The sequence below is a fragment of the Enterococcus sp. HMSC078F03 genome (assembly GCF_001811595.1).
Classification (GTDB): Bacteria; Bacillota; Bacilli; order Lactobacillales; family Enterococcaceae; genus Enterococcus; species Enterococcus faecalis.
On record NZ_KV805602.1, the window covers coordinates 336,195 to 355,322 of the forward strand.

16 protein-coding genes and 1 riboswitch are annotated in these 19,128 nt (G+C 37.1%); of the genes, 15 read left to right on the forward strand and 1 reads right to left on the reverse strand.

Annotation, left to right across the window (positions count from 1 at the left end):
• Positions 1-124: 124 nt before the first annotated feature.
• The 5 genes from HMPREF2810_RS14300 (at position 125) to HMPREF2810_RS14320 (ending at position 6,647) form a co-directional block, all read left to right on the forward strand.
• Positions 125-2,914: an ATP-dependent DNA helicase DinG gene (locus tag HMPREF2810_RS14300; RefSeq protein WP_021732988.1), complete on the forward strand. Its 2,790-nt coding sequence runs from the start codon at positions 125-127 to the stop codon at positions 2,912-2,914.
• A 75-nt stretch (positions 2,915-2,989) separates the two neighbouring features.
• A complete protein-coding gene (locus HMPREF2810_RS14305) occupies positions 2,990-3,508 on the forward strand; it encodes a cell wall elongation regulator TseB-like domain-containing protein (protein WP_002382785.1) in 519 nt (172 codons plus the stop codon).
• A 38-nt stretch (positions 3,509-3,546) separates the two neighbouring features.
• Positions 3,547-4,746, forward strand: coding sequence for a pyridoxal phosphate-dependent aminotransferase (locus HMPREF2810_RS14310; protein WP_070635624.1), 1,200 nt, complete (start codon positions 3,547-3,549; stop codon positions 4,744-4,746).
• A 16-nt stretch (positions 4,747-4,762) separates the two neighbouring features.
• Positions 4,763-6,115, forward strand: a complete 1,353-nt coding sequence (gene asnS / locus HMPREF2810_RS14315; protein ID WP_002384257.1) for an asparagine--tRNA ligase — start codon at positions 4,763-4,765, stop codon at positions 6,113-6,115.
• Positions 6,116-6,227: 112 nt separating this feature from the next.
• Entirely contained in the window at positions 6,228-6,647 is a 420-nt protein-coding gene (locus tag HMPREF2810_RS14320; RefSeq protein ID WP_002367000.1) for a hypothetical protein, read from the forward strand.
• A 601-nt stretch (positions 6,648-7,248) separates the two neighbouring features.
• Here HMPREF2810_RS14320 and HMPREF2810_RS14330 read toward each other — a convergent pair.
• A complete protein-coding gene (locus tag HMPREF2810_RS14330) occupies positions 7,249-8,208 on the reverse strand; it encodes a Gfo/Idh/MocA family protein (RefSeq protein WP_002384258.1) in 960 nt (319 codons plus the stop codon).
• A 166-nt stretch (positions 8,209-8,374) separates the two neighbouring features.
• Between HMPREF2810_RS14330 and HMPREF2810_RS14335 the strand changes: the two genes are divergently transcribed.
• From HMPREF2810_RS14335 to clpB, 10 genes are all read left to right on the forward strand, one after another.
• Positions 8,375-8,899 (forward strand): hypothetical protein, encoded by a 525-nt coding sequence (locus tag HMPREF2810_RS14335; protein ID WP_002382789.1) that lies wholly within the window; start codon positions 8,375-8,377, stop codon positions 8,897-8,899.
• Between the two features lie 59 nt (positions 8,900-8,958).
• On the forward strand, positions 8,959-9,138 hold the full coding sequence (locus tag HMPREF2810_RS14340) for a hypothetical protein (RefSeq protein ID WP_002384259.1): 180 nt from the start codon (positions 8,959-8,961) through the stop codon (positions 9,136-9,138).
• A gap of 99 nt (positions 9,139-9,237) precedes the next feature.
• The gene (locus HMPREF2810_RS14345; protein ID WP_002366997.1) at positions 9,238-9,879 is read left to right on the forward strand and encodes a glycoside hydrolase family 73 protein; all 642 of its coding nucleotides are present in this window, start codon (positions 9,238-9,240) and stop codon (positions 9,877-9,879) included.
• Positions 9,880-9,898: 19 nt separating this feature from the next.
• Positions 9,899-10,585, forward strand: a complete 687-nt coding sequence (locus HMPREF2810_RS14350; protein ID WP_002356802.1) for a beta/alpha barrel domain-containing protein — start codon at positions 9,899-9,901, stop codon at positions 10,583-10,585.
• Between the two features lie 146 nt (positions 10,586-10,731).
• Positions 10,732-10,829, forward strand: a riboswitch (purine riboswitch).
• A 154-nt stretch (positions 10,830-10,983) separates the two neighbouring features.
• Positions 10,984-11,565 carry a xanthine phosphoribosyltransferase gene (locus tag HMPREF2810_RS14355; protein ID WP_002356804.1) on the forward strand — a complete coding sequence of 194 codons (582 nt, stop codon included), beginning with the start codon at positions 10,984-10,986 and terminating at the stop codon, positions 11,563-11,565.
• Between the two features lie 2 nt (positions 11,566-11,567).
• A complete protein-coding gene (locus tag HMPREF2810_RS14360) occupies positions 11,568-12,887 on the forward strand; it encodes a nucleobase:cation symporter-2 family protein (protein WP_002382793.1) in 1,320 nt (439 codons plus the stop codon).
• A 327-nt stretch (positions 12,888-13,214) separates the two neighbouring features.
• Positions 13,215-14,330 carry a 5-(carboxyamino)imidazole ribonucleotide synthase gene (gene purK / locus HMPREF2810_RS14370; protein WP_002384262.1) on the forward strand — a complete coding sequence of 372 codons (1,116 nt, stop codon included), beginning with the start codon at positions 13,215-13,217 and terminating at the stop codon, positions 14,328-14,330.
• Positions 14,331-14,372: 42 nt separating this feature from the next.
• Positions 14,373-15,668, forward strand: coding sequence for an adenylosuccinate lyase (gene purB / locus HMPREF2810_RS14375; RefSeq protein ID WP_002356808.1), 1,296 nt, complete (start codon positions 14,373-14,375; stop codon positions 15,666-15,668).
• 183 nt (positions 15,669-15,851) lie between these two features.
• Positions 15,852-16,223 carry a DoxX family protein gene (locus tag HMPREF2810_RS14380; RefSeq protein ID WP_002359784.1) on the forward strand — a complete coding sequence of 124 codons (372 nt, stop codon included), beginning with the start codon at positions 15,852-15,854 and terminating at the stop codon, positions 16,221-16,223.
• 269 nt (positions 16,224-16,492) lie between these two features.
• Positions 16,493-19,099, forward strand: a complete 2,607-nt coding sequence (clpB, locus tag HMPREF2810_RS14385) for an ATP-dependent chaperone ClpB (protein ID WP_002362158.1) — start codon at positions 16,493-16,495, stop codon at positions 19,097-19,099.
• The last annotated feature ends 29 nt before the right edge of the window (positions 19,100-19,128 follow it).

Sequence of the window (19,128 nt, forward strand, 5' to 3'; positions counted from 1 at the left end):
GAAACAAAAATCACTTTGGATTTTTGTTTCAGGCTCTTTCTTATTATTTCTGGAAAAGATTTCAAGAGAATTTTTGAAATACTAGTGAAAATCCTATAAATTGTAGTATAATTTTCAAAGATGAATGAAAGGCGTGAAGTCATTGAAAGACAAACAAGTGTATGCAGTAGTTGACCTTGAAACGACTGGAACAGATCCTACAAGTGATCGGATCATTCAGTTTGGATGCGTTCTCGTTCAAGATGGAAAGATTATTGCGAACTTTGCGACAGATGTGAATCCCAATCAAGTAGTACCAAAACAAATTCAAAGTTTAACGGGGATTAGTAATACGCAAGTTCAAAAAGCGCCTTATTTTGAAGATGTAGCACATACAATTTATCATTATCTGGAAGATACTATTTTTGTGGCGCATAACGTCCACTTTGATTATAATTTTTTAGCTCGTGAACTGGTACGGTGTGGCACGCCGCCACTTACCATTCCAGCCATTGATACAGTGGAATTGGCACAGATTTTTTTACCGACAGAAAAAAGTTTCCGTTTAAGTGATTTGTCGGAAAGCTTAGGTTTGTCTCATGAGAATCCCCATCAAGCAGATAGTGATGCGCAGGTTACAGCCGAACTTTTGTTATTAATTCAAGAAAAAATGAAATCTTTACCATTAGTCACTATGGAAAAAATTGCGGAATTAAGTCAACAGACAGCGCGGGAAACCAGTACTTTTATTCAACAAACGTATGAACAAATGAAAAAACAAGTCACACCATTAAATCCAGCTTATCAAGTGGTCAGTGGCATTGCTTTACGCAAAAAAGAAGTTCCTCTTTTTGAAGAAACGTTCTATCAGACTAGCACGTATCCCAAAACTAAAAAAGCCAAAGAAAAACTGTTTGGCGAACGTTTCGCTTATCGTGCGGAACAGAGTCGGATGATGAATTTAGTCTATCATCATTTTACAGAAGGAACGACAAAAGATTTATTTATTGAAGCGGCGACTGGAACGGGAAAAACATTAGGCTATCTGTTGCCGATGAGCTATTTAGCAACGCCAGAAAAACCAGTCATCATTTCAACAGTTTCGATTGTTTTACAAAATCAATTAGTGGAAAAAGATTTACCATTAGCCAATCAAATCTGCCAAGGGAAATTACGAGGCATTGTTATTAAAAGCCATCGACACTATCTTGATTTACAACGCTTTAAGGCAACGTTGAATCAGCCAACTCCGCAAAAACAATACGCTCTTTATCAAATGGGCGTTCTCGTCTGGTTGCTAGAAACAGAAACGGGCGATTTAGATGAACTACAATTGACGAATTTAAATCATTTATTCTGGAAAGAAGTTACACATCGCGGATTGGATTTTCTTTCAAAAAAAGATGAACTTTATGAAGTTGACTTTTTAAGACATCTGTATAAAAAAGTCGCTCAAAGTAACGTGTTGATTGTTAATCATGCATTTTTGGCGCAAGAGTCGCTAAGAAAACAACCGTTATTACCTGAAAGTCCGTGGCTAATTATTGATGAAGCACATCATTTACCAGACATCGCTAGTCGGATGGCGAGCGAACGAGTAAACAGTGTGATACTAAAAAAACAAGTCACGCATTTTATTGAAAAAGAGCAACTTTTTGTTGCTTTACAGCAAATTTTTCAACAGTTTTCTGAAGAGCAGCGGCTTGTAAAAATTTATCAGCAAGGTTTACTGGATTTTGTGGATGAATGGCAAGATTTTCTTTTTGAATTGCATCGTTTATTTAGTAAAACGCAGAAGCGAATAGACCATCAGGAGTTGCTTTTAACCAAAGAACGTATTGATTATTTATCTGCTGCGGGAGAAAAACATAGTCAAACGCTCCAGCTTTTACTGCAGGAGCTGTTGACTATTCAAAGTAAGTTACAGCAAACAATTATGAGTCAGTTGGAAACCTTTAGTTTGGCTGATCGCATCGTTTTTGTTCGCTTGTTTCAATTTTTTGATGAAATTGAACGTATTCATCACTGTTTTACCATTTATCTTGATGATTGGCGTCCACGTTGGGTAAAAGAATATTTACCACAAAATGATGACCATGGCTTGATTGAAATTCATGACTTAGAAGCTAGTTTGCTTCCTGAAACAAAGTGGTATCCGCGGTATGAACGAATTATTTATACAAGCGGCACATTGAAGTTTGGCAACAATAAAAAGTATTTACCGCAACGGTTAGGTTTAACAGAGGTGACGTTCAAAACCCTGCCAACGCCATATAACTATGCAGAAAATGCGCGAGTCTATGTACCGGAAGAAGCAGTAGCCATTCAAAATGCCTCTTCCTATGAAATGGGTCAATACATTTCAGATACCATTGAAAAATTGATGGCGCAAGAGGAACGTTCGATGTTGGTTCTTTTTACTTCGCATGAATTATTGTCCACCGTGTATCATCAAGTCCAGCCAAGATTATTGGAAAAAGGACAAGAGGTCCTCGCCCAAGGGATTAGCGGCAGTCGTGAAAAAATTCTTAAACGGTTCTCTAATGGAAAACCGAATGTCTTGCTAGGAGCCGATAGCTTTTGGGAAGGTGTGGACTTACCAGGAACAGCTTTACAGTTATTGATAGTCACGCGTTTGCCTTTTGAAAACCCGAAACGACCACTTGTGCAAGCAAAATATGCGTATTTAGAAGCAGAAGGGATACAACCATTTGCTCAAGAAGCGGTACCAAAAGCAGCCTTACGTTTACGACAAGCACTGGGCCGTTTAATCCGTTCTGAAGAAGACAGAGGGGCATTGCTGATTCTGGATCGTCGTTTAGTCACTGCAAAATATGGCAAACGATTAATCAAAGCGTTTCCCAAGGGACTCTCAGTAAAAGAAGCGCCCATGCCTGAAATTTTAGAAGAATTAAAGGAATTTTTAAACAAATAATTGATTATTTTTAGGTCATATTTGTGAAAGGCCGCTATTTTTCTGCTATAATAAGACCCAGTAAGTTTAGAGAGGATGGAAGGATTTTTGGAGGAATTAGAAGAAAAGAAAGAGAAGAAACGGATTACTGTCCTTTTAACCCTATTGGCAATCCTTTTAGCAATTCTTGTAACAATAATTATCTTTTTTGTACGAACCAATCAACCAATGGCTCAAGCCAAAAAAGAAGCAACCGCAATTGCCAAAACTTCTGCTAATTTAGAAACAGTTGATAAATTTTACTGGTTTACACGCAAAAATACGTATTTTACTTTAACCGGCAAAAATGATAAAGGCACAGAGATTGTCGTGATTGTCCCTAAATCGGGAGAAAAAGTCACGGTCTTAAATCAAAAAGATGGTCAAACTGAACAACAAATAACAGACATTGTTGCTAAAGCCCATCCCGATGAATCGGTGATGAAAGCTACGTTAGGGCTTTATGATAAGCGCCCTGCATGGGAAGTGGTCACCGAAAATGATCAAGGAGTACTGACGTATTATTTGATGAGCTTTGATAAAGGTGAAGAGATCAACGTTGTCAAAGATATTTAATTTAGATAGGTTTTGATGAAAGTGGGAGTGAAAGGCGTATGAACGTATCAAATCGAGCACAGCAATTGACTCCTTCTGTTACATTAGCAGCTGCCGCCAAAGCGAAAGCATTAAAAGCAAAAGGTGTAGATGTTTTAAGCTTAACGGTTGGGGAACCAGATTTTGTAACCCCGAAAAATATTCAAAAAGCAGCAATTGCTTCAATTGAGGATGGAAGAGCAAGTTATTACACTCCTTCTGGCGGTATTCCTGAATTAAAGCAAGCGATTGTTTCTTATGTGGAACGAGAATATAAACTTTGTTATCAACCCAAGCAAGTTATTGTGACAGATGGTGCCAAATATGCGCTATATCTATTATTTCAAGCCATTTTGAACGTTGGGGACGAAGTGATTATCCCTGTCCCTTATTGGGTAAGTTATGGTGAACAAGTCAAGTTAGCAGAAGGCAAGCCAGTATTTGTATCAAGCACGCAAGAGCAATCATTTAAAGTATCAGTCGCACAATTAGAAGCTGTACGAACAGACAAAACGAAAGCAATCATTTTAAATTCACCATCTAACCCAACTGGTGTTATTTATACGGAAGAAGAATTACGCCAAATTGGTGAATGGGCAGTTGCTCATAATATCCTCATTATTGCAGATGATATTTATGGCCGTTTGGTGTACAATGGACATCGGTTCACACCAATTGCAACCATCTCAGAAGCAATTCGTCAACAGACAATCATTATTAATGGTGTTTCCAAAACATATGCAATGACAGGCTGGCGCATTGGTTTTGCAGTCGGTGATGAAAAAATTATTCAAGCAATGACACAACTCGCTTCACAATCCACCAGTAATCCAGTCGCGGTTAGCCAATATGCGGCAATTGAGGCTTTAACAGGTGAACAGTCGACAGTTGAAGACATGCGTCAGGCCTTTGAAAAACGCCTGAATCATATCTATCCAAAAGTAGCAGCTTTGCCAGGCGTTTCGCTAATAAAACCTGAAGGCGCCTTTTATCTATTCCCGAATGTCAAAAAAACGTTAGAAATTTGTGGGTATGATAACGTGACTAACTGGGTGGAAGATTTATTACAAGAAGCGCATGTTGCTCTGGTAACGGGAGAGGGCTTTGGTGCACCAGAACATGTGCGGATGAGCTATGCGACAGATTTAATGACGTTAGAAAAAGCGATTGAGCGAATGAACGACTTTATAGAAAAGAAACGAATTCAGCACAACGCCTAAAAGAATAAACTAAGAAATGAACGGAGAGACAAACGTGGAACAAATTCAAATTATTGATTCAAACAAACATGTTGGAGAAACAGTAAAAATTGGCGCTTGGATTGCTAACAAACGCTCAAGCGGAAAAATTGCCTTTTTACAATTACGTGACGGGACAGCCTTTTTCCAAGGTGTCGTGTTCAAACCAAACTTCATTGGAGCCTTTGGTGAAGAAGCTGGTACAGAAAAATTCCAAGAAATTAAACATTTATCACAAGAAACAGCAGTCATGGTTACTGGTGTTATCAAAGAAGATAGCCGTTCTAAATTCGGCTATGAAATGGATATCACTGATTTAGAAGTCGTTGGCGCTTCAGAAGATTACCCAATTACGCCGAAAGAACACGGCACAGATTTCTTAATGGATCATCGTCATTTATGGTTACGTTCAAGCAAACAACATGCAATCATGTTAGTTCGTAACGAAATTATTCGTGCTACTTACGAGTTCTTTAACGAACAAGGATTCATTAAAATTGATAGCCCAATTTTAACAGGCTCAGCACCAGAAGGCACAACAGAATTATTTGAAACAGATTACTTCGGACAACCAGCATTCTTATCACAAACAGGTCAATTATATGCAGAAGCTGGTGCGATGGCATTTGGAAAAGTCTTTACTTTTGGACCAACTTTCCGTGCGGAAAAATCCAAAACTCGTCGTCACTTAACGGAATTCTGGATGATTGAACCAGAAATGGCATACACAACTCATGAAGAATCACTAGATATTCAAGAAGCCTATGTAAAACATTTAATTAAATCGGTATTGAAAAATCAACAATATCCATTGGATGTTTTAGAACGTGATACAGCGTTACTAGAGAAATATGTTTCGGAACCATTCAAACGTATTACTTACGATGATGCGATTGAGTTATTACAAAAAGAAGAAGCAAACAATGATTATGATCACATTGAATGGGGCGAAGACTTTGGTAGCCCACATGAAACCTTTATTTCAAATTACTATGGCGTTCCAACATTCATTTTAAATTATCCAAAAGCAATTAAAGCCTTCTATATGAAACCACATCCAACACGTGAAGATGTTGTAATTTGTGCCGATTTAATTGCACCAGAAGGTTATGGTGAAATTATCGGTGGTTCAGAGCGTGCAACTGATTATGATTATTTGAAAGAAAAAGTAGCTGAGTTTGGCTTATCTGAAGAAGAATACAGCTGGTATTTAGATTTACGTAAATACGGTTCTGTGCCACATTCTGGCTTCGGATTAGGTTTAGAACGTGCTGTTACGTTCATTACTGGTAATGAACATATTCGTGAAGCGATTCCGTTCCCACGTATGTTAAACCGTATTTATCCATAGAGAAAAATGGAAACTGGAAGTTTAAGCGTTTAGCTTGAACTTCCAGTTTTATTTGATGCGATAAAGCTTAAATTGATATTCACCAATTAGTAATGTTAAGGGAGTAAAAAAGATGGTTTTCTTTGGTTTTTTATTTATTTTTCTGCTTTCGGTAATTTTATTTGTCTCTGATCGCTATACAATGAAATACGTTTTATGGATTATTTTAGCTGTAACATGGAAAAATTTATTCATATTTAAACTAATTAGCTATTCTATAAATGATAGTGGATTTTTTTATCTGATATATGACATTTTGGTTGTACCGTTATTTTTTATAATGACAGGTGTGGTTCTTTTAATCGAAAGTTTCTACAAAAAAACACGCTCATTTATTCCAGAGGCACTTTTGGTTTTGACTTTTGCATTGTTAGGGAGTAGTTATGGAGAAACAGTGTTAAGTGAAGTAACGCCTAGTTGGTTAATGATTCAGTTGATCGTAGTGGTCTATTTTTGTTATTTATTGTTACAAAACTTAACTGAGAAGAAGTAGGAAAGAAAGAGAAAAACTGAATTAAGCTTTTATTATTAAAGGAGGTGAACAGAAGCGATGATCAGTACACATCTATTTGCCTATGAAGATATAATTGGTAGCCTGTTGGCTTTCCTAGGACTGTTATATGCCATCAGGACGGAAAGTATCATTAGATATTTTGTATTGACTATTGTTGCAATTATCTGGATCAATCCAGTCTTATTTAAGAATTACATAGTTGTCTTATCGAACATATTTTTACAATTTATGTTTATTCCGTTATTTTTATTATCACTGTCAATCATTTTTTTGACAGAAAAAGAGAATAGATTATTTTGTATACCAATTATTTTTTTAGTATTTCTTGTCTTTTCACAAGCTACTTGGCTTTATGAGTATAATACAGAGTTAAGAGTTAGTGCAGTATTTATGATACTGTTAGGGATATATCTCAAACTAGTAAAAATAATTAAGCAGTAAAACAAAAAGAGGTCGGGACAGAAGTGTTTAACTCCGAGAAATAAGCCGAAGGGGTTGCTTCTGTTCTCGCCGTGTATCAGTTTTTGAGCGTGGAGCAAAAATCCAAAGTGATTTTTGTCCCACGCTCTTTTTGATTCCCTTACGCCTGCCATAATTTTTGCATCTGGTCCAAAATATCAATGACTTCTGTCGTGAAAAATAAGGAGCGGTTGGGTTGTGTACCTTTGATTGCTTCAACCATATTGTAGATTTCGTAATTCATGGCTTCAGCTGAATACCCAGAAACGATGGTCTCAACCGTACCGTCGTTGTAGTGAACAATCGCTTCATCTGCGCGTGGATAATCTGTAATGGTAATATAGGCATCTTCAAAAGCAACAATTCCTTGCTTTGGCATTTTTGCTTGGAATGTTAATGAAATAGTAGCCAACTCATTTTCTTTATTCCGAAGCAATGTCACCGATTGTTCATCAACGCCAGTAGAGAAGGGAACCATGCTAGAAGCTAAAACGTCAGGTTGTGAGCTGAGAAACCAACGAGCAAACGAAACCGCATAAGTACCAATATCTAACAATGCGCCGCCTGCTAAGTCAGGATTAAAAAAGCGATTTTTAGGATCGGGTTCTTTGTAACTTCCAAATGGTGCTTGAATCATTTTTAACTGACCAAATTTGCCAGCATCCATCAAGCGACGTAATTCGTCGTATAGTGGCATGTTAAAAATAGTCATGGCCTCTGCTAAAATAAGGTCATTTTTTTCTGCAACTGCCAAGGCTTGTTTTAATTCTGCCGCGTTCATCGTAATAGCTTTTTCACACAACACATGTTTTCCGGCCTGGAGCGCTTTTAAAATGTGTTCAGCATGTTGTTTATTTGGCACTGCTATATAGACAACATCGATCGTTTCATCTGCTAGCAATTCTTCATAAGAACCATAGGCTTTAGGGATTGAATAATCAGCGGCAAATTGTTCTGCTTTAGTCAATGTCCGTGAAGCAACAGCTGCAAGTTGGCTAGTTTCTTGTTTAAACGTTGAAGCAAATTCGTGGGCAATCCCACCTAATCCTACGATGCCCCATTGATATAATTTTTTTGTCAAAAGAAGTCCTCCTAATCTATGCAATTTCTTCAAATCTTCTTCATTATTTATTATACTGTAAACAAGAGAAATTAGAAAACAAGGACAATTTTGTAAATATGATAAAATCCAGAGATAAAAAGATGCTTTTTTTAGAGAATTTCAGTAAAATAGAAAATGGAGGCGAATGATTATGCATCAAGTTTATGTAGATATTATTGTTGACGCAATTATTGAACAGTACCAAACAGAAGAAAATTTTTACTCCGCTTATCAAATTCAAGCAGCCGATTGGCAAGCTTGGAAAGAAGGCCAATTTGGTTTGGACAATGAAGTCATGCAAAAAATTAAGAATTTGTTTACGGATTATGAGTGGATGCTGACTCAAAAAATACTCCGCCAAACCATCTTATTTCCGGAAAAACGCAACCTAGCTGTTTCGGAATATAAACGGTTAAAAACAACAATTGCCAAAAAATGGTTACAATCTGATTTGGGCGTTGTAGAATTGATTCCTAACAATAAACAGGAACAAGAAATTGCTGCTGGTTATATTGATTTGAAAGTGACGCTGGCCTATGGTGAATGGGGTTTTGATGATATTATTACATTCCGGTTACCAGCTACGATTCAACGACAATTGGAAGGTTCAAAAGTTGAATTATTAGATTGGGTCAATGAAAATCTGATGGATACTTACGTAGGTGAATAACGAATAGGAAGGATGGTCTTTTGAAATACACAATTGCTGGGATTTTATCTGTGATTATTATGTTTGGTGCGGTAATTTTTGTCTTTTTTGGCAAAAAGCCAGTTGAAGAATCTGTTCACACATCAACTGAAACAACAGTGAAATCATCCACTAAAATTTCTGAAAGTAGTACAGTTTCTTCAACTGCTACCACTGAATCAAGTACTGAAATCACGAGCGTAAGCAGTGATGAAAGTTGATAATTTTCTGTGAAAATGATACAATTATTCGGTTATAGTAACAAATGAAATCAATCACGAAAGTGAAAGATAGTGAAACATTTTATCGGAAAATAAAAGATGAAGTGGGGAATTAATGAAGTGAGCAACTATCAGAAAAAAAGAAAAAAGCAGCTGAATTTGCCAAAGTTATTCTTAGGCGTAGTTGTCGTCGGTTTGGCCTTTGTCTTTTCGTTATCTGTCCTTTCTGATTCAGATAAGGGACAAAGCGAGTCAGTCAATCGCCAAAATGAAAACATCTCAAAAGAAGAATTTGTTGCTGAAATCACACCGTATGCACGTGAATTACAAGAATCTTACGGGGTATTACCAAGTATTATTATGGGGCAAGCAGTTTTAGAATCAAATTTTGGACAAAGTCAATTAGCATCGAAATATAACAATCTTTTTGGGATTAAAGCATATGGCAATCAACCAAAAGTCAATTTAGAAACAAAAGAGTATGTCAATGAGGTCTGGATTACGATTCAGGGTGATTTTCGAGTTTATGACAATTGGGAAGAATCCATGCGAGATCATACCAAGTTATTTGTTGATGGGGTCGATTGGGATCCAAATTTATATGAAAAAGTCTTGTTAGCCAAAAATTATAAAGAGGCTGCACAAGCGCTTCAAGATGCTGGATACGCAACGGATCCTACATACGCTGATAAGATCATTCATGTAATAGAAGAATACAATTTAAATAAATACGACCGTTAAGCATGGAGGAACGATGACAATGAGCGAAAAGTGGATTCCAGAAATTATGACGCCGCTGAAACAAGATATTGTAAAAATGCCAGAGATTATTCGGCAAGCCAGTGGCATTAAAATTTTTGGCCGTAAAATAAAATCAATTATTTTTACGACAGATATTGCGATTATCCGCAATACGGATGCACAGGCAGTGATTGCTGTATATCCTTTTACACCGCATCCAGCGATTACAAAAGGCATTATTGAAGCAGCGGATATTCCTGTCTTTTCAGGAGTCGGCGGCGGTTTAACGCAAGGCATGCGTTCTGCTTATATGAGTTTATTTGCAGAAGCACAAGGCTCAATGGGTGTCGTTTTGAATGGTCCTACACCAATTGAAACAATTAAAATGGTGGATGAAGCAATCGATATTCCTATTATCAGTACAGTAACTTCTATTCATACGCCAATTGATGAAAAACTTGCGGCTGGCGTGGATATGATTAATATCAGTGCAGGAAAAGACACTGCAGCCACCGTACGCTATTTCCGTGGCAAGTATCCAGAATTACCGATTATTGCAACAGGAGGACCAACTGAATCGAGTATTCATGAAACCATTATCGCCGGAGCGAATGCTATTACATATACGCCCCCTAGTAACGGTGAATTATTCAGCAAAAAAATGAAAAAATATCGTGAACAAGAAAAAGCAACCGATGAAGAATAAAAAACGCTTTGGCAGTCTATCCTGCCAAAGCGTTTTTGGCTATTTAATGTTCGCTTTTACGGAACAATGGAAGAATGAACCAATTATTTGAAAATTCTAATGAAAAAAAGTTGTTAAACCATTGAAAGTTAGAGATTTTTGTACTATCCTAGAGAAACATAGAAGCTTGTATAAGGTCAAAATACGGTTGACCGTCTCTACCCAGCACCGTAAATGCTGGTCTATAAGTGAAGAAGAGCGGATAGCCCTTTTTTGCTTTGGCAAAATGGGCTTTTTTCTTTTGTTAGAACACGAATATAAATAGCACTTTGTTTTATTTCGTTCGTTTTTAACGAACCGTCCTTTCCTCAGGATGAGAACAAAGCATCTATCGAAAAATAAGTAAAGGAGTTCATATTGTGAAGGAATTAGTCGAACGTATTAAAAATGATGGCCGTGTATTAGGTGAAGGTGTTTTAAAAGTAGATAGTTTTATTACGCACCAAGTGGATCCAGAATTAATGGAGGCTATGGGTAATCGTTTTGCTGAGGTTTTCGCAGAAGCAGGCATTACCAAAGTAATTACAATTGAAGCATCAGGAATCGCTCCTGCCTTATACGCAGCGCAAAAATTAGGCGTGCCAATGATCTTCGCTCGTAAGGCAAAAAGTTTAACCATGGATGAAGAGCTTTTAACGGCTTCAGTTTATTCATTTACAAAACAAGTGACAAGTCAAATTTCCATTTCAAGAAAATTTTTATCTGATGCTGATAAAGTGTTGATTATTGATGACTTTTTAGCTAACGGACAAGCTGCCAAAGGATTGGTAGAATTATGCCAACAGGCTGGTGCAAAGGTTGAAGGAATTGGTATCGTAATTGAAAAATCATTCCAAGATGGTCGTCAGTTATTAGAAGACATGGGCTTAAATGTAGTCTCTTTAGCACGTATTGCTTCATTAAGTGAAGGAACGGTGACGTTTTTAGAGGAGGATGCATAATCTTGGAAACAAAACAATTGAATACACCACAACAGACGGAAACACCAAATGGGAAAGCCGCCGTTTTAGGATTGCAACATTTATTAGCGATGTATGCTGGAGCAGTTGCCGTACCTTTATTAATCGGAACCGGCTTGAATTTTGATTCGCAACAAATGACGTATTTGATTTCAATCGATATTTTTATGTGCGGCGTTGCGACACTTTTACAATTAACGGTGAATAAGTTTTTTGGGATTGGCTTGCCAGTCGTTTTAGGTTGTGCCATTCAAGCAGTTGCACCTTTAATCATGATTGGTACGAACAAAGGGGTTGGTGCAATTTACGGTTCAATTATTGCTTCGGGCATTTTTGTCGTTCTTATTGCAGGATTTTTCTCAAAAATTAAACGTCTATTTCCGCCTTTAGTCACCGGCACAGTCATTACAGTTATTGGTTTGACCTTAATTCCTGTTGCTGTTGAAAAAATGGGTGGCGGCTTAGCAACGGACAAAAGTTTTGGTGATCCTAAAAACTTGCTCCTCGCATTTGTAACAATTGCCTTAATCATTGTTGTGCAAGTTTGGGGACGTGGCTTTATCAAGTCAATTGCCGTGTTAATCGGCCTAGTCGGCGGCACAATTTTAGCTGCGTTTCTGGGATTAGTGGACTTATCTCCTGTTGGTCAAGCTACGTGGTTTCATTTTCCACAGCCATTTTATTTTGGCAAACCAACGTTTGATCTTTCTTCTATTGTGTTGATGATTATTATTTCAATTGTTAGTATGGTTGAATCAACAGGTGTTTATTTTGCCTTAGGAGATATTACAGGGAAGAAAATTGGCGAAGATGATTTACGTCGTGGGTATCATGCAGAAGGTTTAGCCGTCATTTTAGGGGGGATTTTTAATACGTTTCCTTATACAGGTTTCTCTCAAAATGTCGGGTTAGTTCAATTATCTGGGATCAAAACACGTCGACCAATTTATTTTTCTGCTTTTTTCTTAATTATTTTAGGCTTATTACCAAAAATTGGTGCGATGGCCCAAATTATCCCAGAGCCAGTTTTAGGCGGCGGAATGCTGGTTATGTTTGGAATGGTGGCTGTCCAAGGAATGCGCATGTTGTCAAAAGTTGACTACTCAAATGACAAAAATTTATTAATTATTGCCATCTCGATTGGCTTTGGTTTAGGCTTTAATATTATGCCGACGCTCTTTAATAAAGTACCAGAAACTGTTAGCATGTTTACTGGTAATGGAATTGTCATGAGCAGCATTACCGCAATTATTTTAAATCTTTTATTCAATGGTTTAAAAGAAACCTCAGAAAGTAACGAATAGTTTCAAAAAAGTATGATAGATAAGGTCAGGTGGCTTTTCTTTCATACTTTTTTGACCTAATCATCGTTTAGAAAAATTTAATGTTTTCATCAATCTGAAGAGAAAAAGAGAAAAAAGCTTGGTTACAAAGAGACGAGTAGTAAGTTACCGCTGTTTTATCCTAAAGTATGTTAATAAATTCTGATGAGAAAACCTAATGGAAACACTGCTGGCACTTGAAGTTGAGCCTTTTTCCTTGTATCATGTAAAAAGAGCACTCTTAAAGGCTAGACTGCGACGAGAAACCGCAGAAGGATTTTAAGGATAAAACTGTGATGGAAAGTTGTGATGAACTTGGATAAACCACTATTACCTGGTCAAGTGATTGGTATCATTGGTGGCGGACATTTAGCAAAAATGATGGCCCTTAGTGCAAGAGAAATGGGGTTTCGAGTGGGTGTGCTAGATCCACAAATTGATTGTCCTGCTGCACAAGTTGCCGATTGGCAATTATTAGGAGCATATAATGATCCTGAAGCGTTAGAGAAATTGGCAAAACGTGCCCAAGTGATTACGTATGAATTTGAACATGCAGATGTTGATGCGTTAACAGCGATTCAACATTTGGCGAATATACCGCAAGGAACAGACATTTTAGCGATTACGCAAGATCGCTTAATGGAAAAAAGTTTCTTGGAAGATAATAATATTGTGATTGCACCTTATGCAACGATTGTTAGTCCGACTGATATTCAAGAAGCAATTGATGGCATTGGTTATCCGTGTATCTTGAAGAATACGCGAGGGGAAGGTCGTTATGTACTACATAGTACTTCAGACTTAGCGCCATCCATGAATCTTCTAAGAGAAGGAACCTGTGTTTTGGAAGCTTGGATTCCTTACGAAAAAGAATTATCTGTTCTGATTTCTGGTAATGGTCGTGGCGAATTTGCGACATTTCCAGTTGTGGAAACAATTAAAAAAGAGCGTAAGCTACATGAAACGATTGCACCAGCCCGAATTGATGACGAAGTCAGTGGTGAGTTGCAACGAATTGCTAAGGTGATTGCTAAAGCAGTTGGTTTAGTCGGCACCCTTTCAATTGAAATGTTTTATACAGAAACAGGCGGGATTTATGTAAATAAAATTTTACCTCGTCCAGAAGATGCTGGGAATTTTTCAATAGATGCTTGTTCTTTTAGCCAATATGATACGCATATTCGTGGCTTATGTAATTGGTCAATGCCAACGATTCAACTGTTGTCTGAAGCAGTCACGGTCAATGTGCTTGGAAATGAGGCCTATGAAACGATGGACATTATTAATGAACATCCAGATTGGCATTTCCACTATTATGGCCACAGTGAAGCAAAAGCGCAACGAGCGATGGGGCATATTACTATATTAACCAAAGAAATCGATGAAACACTGGAAGAAATTAAAGAAACAAAGATTTGGTCGTAATTATTTTTCAAAAATTGAGGAGTAAAGAGGGGATAAGGCACAATGATTGATCGTTATACAAGACCCGAAATGGGCGCAATTTGGACAGATGAGAACCGCTACAAGGCATGGCTAGAAGTTGAAATTTTGGCGGATGAAGCTTGGGCAGAACTTGGCGAGATTCCTAAAGAAGATGTACAAAAAATCCGAGAAAATGCATCATTTGATGTTGCACGTATTTTAGAAATTGAAGCAGAAACACGTCATGATGTTGTCGCTTTTACTCGTGCCGTTTCAGAAACGCTTGGTGAAGAGCGAAAATGGGTACACTATGGGTTAACCAGCACAGATGTTGTGGATACTGCCTATGGTTATCTATTGAAACAGGCGAATGATATTTTACGGAAAGATTTACAAACATTTACGGAGATTGTCGGAGCCAAAGCCAAAGAGTATAAACATACGGTCATGATGGGAAGAACGCATGGCGTTCATGCAGAACCGACTACATTTGGTTTGAAATTAGCGTTGTGGTATTCTGAAATGAAACGCAACATTGAACGTTTTGAACATGCAGCCAAAGGTGTCGAAGCAGGTAAAATCAGTGGAGCCGTAGGTACCTTTGCCAATATTTCACCATTTGTTGAAGAATATGTTTGCGAACATTTGGGGATCCGTGCTCAAGAGATTTCGACACAAGTTTTACCACGTGATTTACATGCAGAGTATGTTTCTGCCATGGCATTAATTGCGACAAGTATTGAAAAATTTGCAACAGAAATTCGTGGTCTACAAAAATCAGAAACACGTGAAGTAGAAGAATTTTTTGCAAAAGGACAAAAAGGATCTTCGGCAATGCCGCATAAACGGAATCCAATTGGTTCTGAAAATATGACTGGTTTGGCACGTGTGATTCGTGGTCATGTCATTACTGCCTTTGAAAATGTGAGTTTATGGCATGAACGAGATATTTCTCACTCGTCTGCTGAACGGATTATTATTCCCGATACGACGATTTTACTAAATTACATGTTGAATCGTTTTGGTAATATTGTCAAAAACTTAACGGTCTTCCCAGAAAATATGAAGCGTAACATGGATGCGACCTATGGACTAATTTATAGCCAACGTGTCTTGTTAAAATTGATTGACCATGGCATGACACGTGAAGAAGCGTATGATCTGGTCCAACCAAAAACAGCTTACGCATGGGATCATCAAACGGCGTTCCGTCCGTTGCTAGATGCGGATGAAAAAATTACATCTGTCTTATCAAAAGAAGAGCTAGATGATGCCTTTGATTACCATTATCATTTAAAAAATGTTGACACGATTTTTGAACGTGTTGGTTTAGGGTAACAAGAAAGCGAGAAGGAGGATGATTCTTCTCGCTTTTCTCTTATAATGTTATAAACTGAAGGATTAAAAAACAAACGTATTGTTAAATACGTTTGTTTTTTTCTATACTTTTTTCGATTTATCCTTTATAATGTAACTTAAATAGTTACATTAACTATTTAATGCAAACAAAGGAGGAGAAGTATGGATAAACAACAGCGAGGCATTCAAGTGATTAGAATTTGGCTAGGGGTGACGATGCTAATTCATGGAGTGATGAAAGTAACGTCATTGGAAGATACTTTAGCGTTTTTTGCTAGTATTGGTTTGCCAAGTCTTTTTGTTTATGGTGTAGCAGCAATTGAATTAATTGGTGGATTATTTATGATTATTGGCTTTTTAATTCCTTTGGTATCAGTAGGATTCATAGCAGTTTTAGTCGGAGCTATTTTTTCTTTTGGTTTGGCAAGTGGTTTTAGTGGTTATGAGTACGAATTATTTTTAGCGATAACCAGTTTGGCTATTTTGGTTAGCTATGCCGATAAAAAGTATCTTACGTTAAAACTTTATTTTTAATAAATCAAAGCAATAAAGAGTTGGTCAAACTAGTTGTGATTGCGAAAAAGCCCTAAAACAGTGATATTTAGTTGTTTTAGGTTTTTTTTATCAAAAAGGTCAAAAAAGGTCAATTTATTTATTGACCTTTACTGACCAATGGGGTATAATAAATTTATAAGGTTTACAAATACCTTAACTTTTGAAGAAATCCATCAAAAGTCGGATAATAATAATTGTAAAGAATGTTAAAATAAAAAAGACAAAATAATAAACGGGAGGGATCGTTTATGAATATTGAAAAAATGACAACCACGCTTCAAGAGGCGATTGCTGAAGCTCAAAAAGTTGCGGTGACACGGCAACATCAAGAAATTGATATCGCACATTTATGGAAAATTTTTCTTCAACCAAACCATTTTGGACGTAATTTTTACACAGATGCTGGTTTAGATGTTGACGCATTTGAACGAGAAGTAGATAACGCGTTAGATGAATATCCAAGTGTGGCGGGCGGTAATGTGCAATATGGTCAAAATTTAAGTCAAAATTTGTTCCATTTATTGCAAGAAGCTGATTCACTTCGAGAAGAATTCCAAGATGAATTTTTATCAACCGAAATTGTACTTTTAGCTTTAATGAAATTGAAAAATTATCGTTTAACAAAATATTTAATGCAACAAGGCATTACGGAAAAAGAGTTAAGAAAAAATATTGAAGAGATGAGAGGAGGAGATCGTGTGACTTCTCAAAACCAGGAAGAACAATATAAAGCACTAGAAAAATACGGTGTTGACTTAGTACAACAAGTAAAAGCAGGAAAACAAGATCCAATCATTGGTCGTGACGAAGAAATTCGTGACGTTATTCGGATTTTATCAAGAAAAACTAAAAATAATCCAGTCTTAATTGGTGAACCAGGTGTTGGTAAAACAGCGATTGTTGAAGGATTAGCACAACGAATCGTTCGTAAAGATGTTCCCGAAAACTTAAAAGATAAAACCATTTTTTCTTTAGATATGGGTGCCTTAATTGCGGGAGCAAAATTCCGTGGCGAATTTGAAGAACGGTTAAAAGCTGTTTTAAAAGAAGTGAAAAAAAGTGATGGCAAAATCATTTTATTCATTGATGAAATTCATAATATCGTCGGAGCTGGTAAAACTGAAGGCAGTATGGACGCTGGGAATTTATTAAAACCGATGCTAGCACGTGGTGAATTGCATTTAATCGGTGCCACAACGCTTGATGAATATCGCCAATATATGGAAAAAGATAAAGCCTTAGAACGTCGTTTCCAAAAAGTATTAGTCAAAGAACCAACAGTAGAAGATACAATTTCTATTTTGCGTGGCTTAAAAGAACGATTTGAAATTCACCACGGCGTGAATATTCATGACAATGCTTTAGTTGCTGCCGCTACTTTATCCGATCGCTATATTACTGATCGTTTCTTACCAGATAAAGCGATTGACTTAGTCGATGAAGCAAGCGCAACGATTCGAGTGGAAATGAATTCGATGCCAACAGAGCTCGATCAAGTAACACGTCGGTTAATGCAACTAGAAATTGAAGAAGCGGCCTTGAAAAAAGAATCAGATGATGCAAGTAAAAAACGGTTAGCCAACTTGCAAGAAGAATTAGCAGATTTGCGTGAAGAAGCCAACTCAATGAAAATGCAATGGGAAACGGAAAAAGAAGAAGTTAATGCGGTTTCCAACAAACGTGCAGAGATTGATAAAGCAAAACACGAATTAGAAGATGCTGAAAATAATTATGATTTAGAACGAGCTGCTGTTTTGCGTCATGGAACAATTCCACAATTAGAACATGAATTGAAAGAATTGGAAGAAAAGAACGCTAAAGATAACGTCAAAATGGTACAAGAATCGGTTACTGAAAACGAAATTGCGCAAGTGGTCGGTCGTTTAACTGGCATTCCTGTGACAAAATTAGTTGAAGGCGAACGAGAAAAATTAATGAAACTGAATGAAACATTACACAAACGTGTGATTGGTCAAGATGAAGCCGTCGATGCTGTTAGTGATGCGGTAATTCGTTCAAGAGCAGGCTTACAAGATCCAAATCGCCCACTTGGTTCGTTCCTTTTCCTAGGACCAACTGGTGTTGGTAAAACAGAACTTGCTAAAGCTTTAGCTGAAGATTTGTTTGATTCTGAAGATCATATGGTACGGATTGACATGAGTGAATACATGGAAAAACATGCCGTGTCTCGTTTGGTTGGTGCCCCTCCAGGCTATATTGGTTATGAAGAAGGTGGCCAGTTAACAGAAGCTGTTCGTCGAAACCCTTATACAATTGTCTTATTAGACGAAATTGAAAAAGCGCACCCAGATGTCTTTAATATCTTATTACAAGTTTTAGATGATGGTCGTTTGACAGATTCTAAAGGTCGGGTCGTTGATTTTAAAAATACAGTTTTAATTATGACAAGTAACATCGGCTCTCAGCTTTTATTGGAAGGTGTGACACCTGAAGGAACAATTCCAGAAGAAGTTGAAAATCAAGTCATGAATATTCTAAAAGGACACTTTAAACCAGAGTTCTTAAACAGAATTGATGATACTATTTTATTTACACCATTGAGCTTGGATAATGTGAAAGGAATCATTGGTAAAATGACCGCACAACTTGCTCATCGTTTAGAGCAACAAGAAATTGTGTTGGAAATCACTGATGAAGCTAAAACATGGATTGCTGAAAATGGGTATGAGCCAGCTTATGGAGCTCGTCCGTTAAAACGTTTCATTACTCGTGAAGTCGAAACACCATTAGCAAAAGAAATTGTTTCTGGTCGAGTAATGCCAAAAACAAAAGTCACGATTAGTCTATTAGACAATCAATTAGTTTTTGAAAATGAACCAATAGAAGAAGTATAAAAAAAGAACGAGCGAATTCGCTCGTTCTT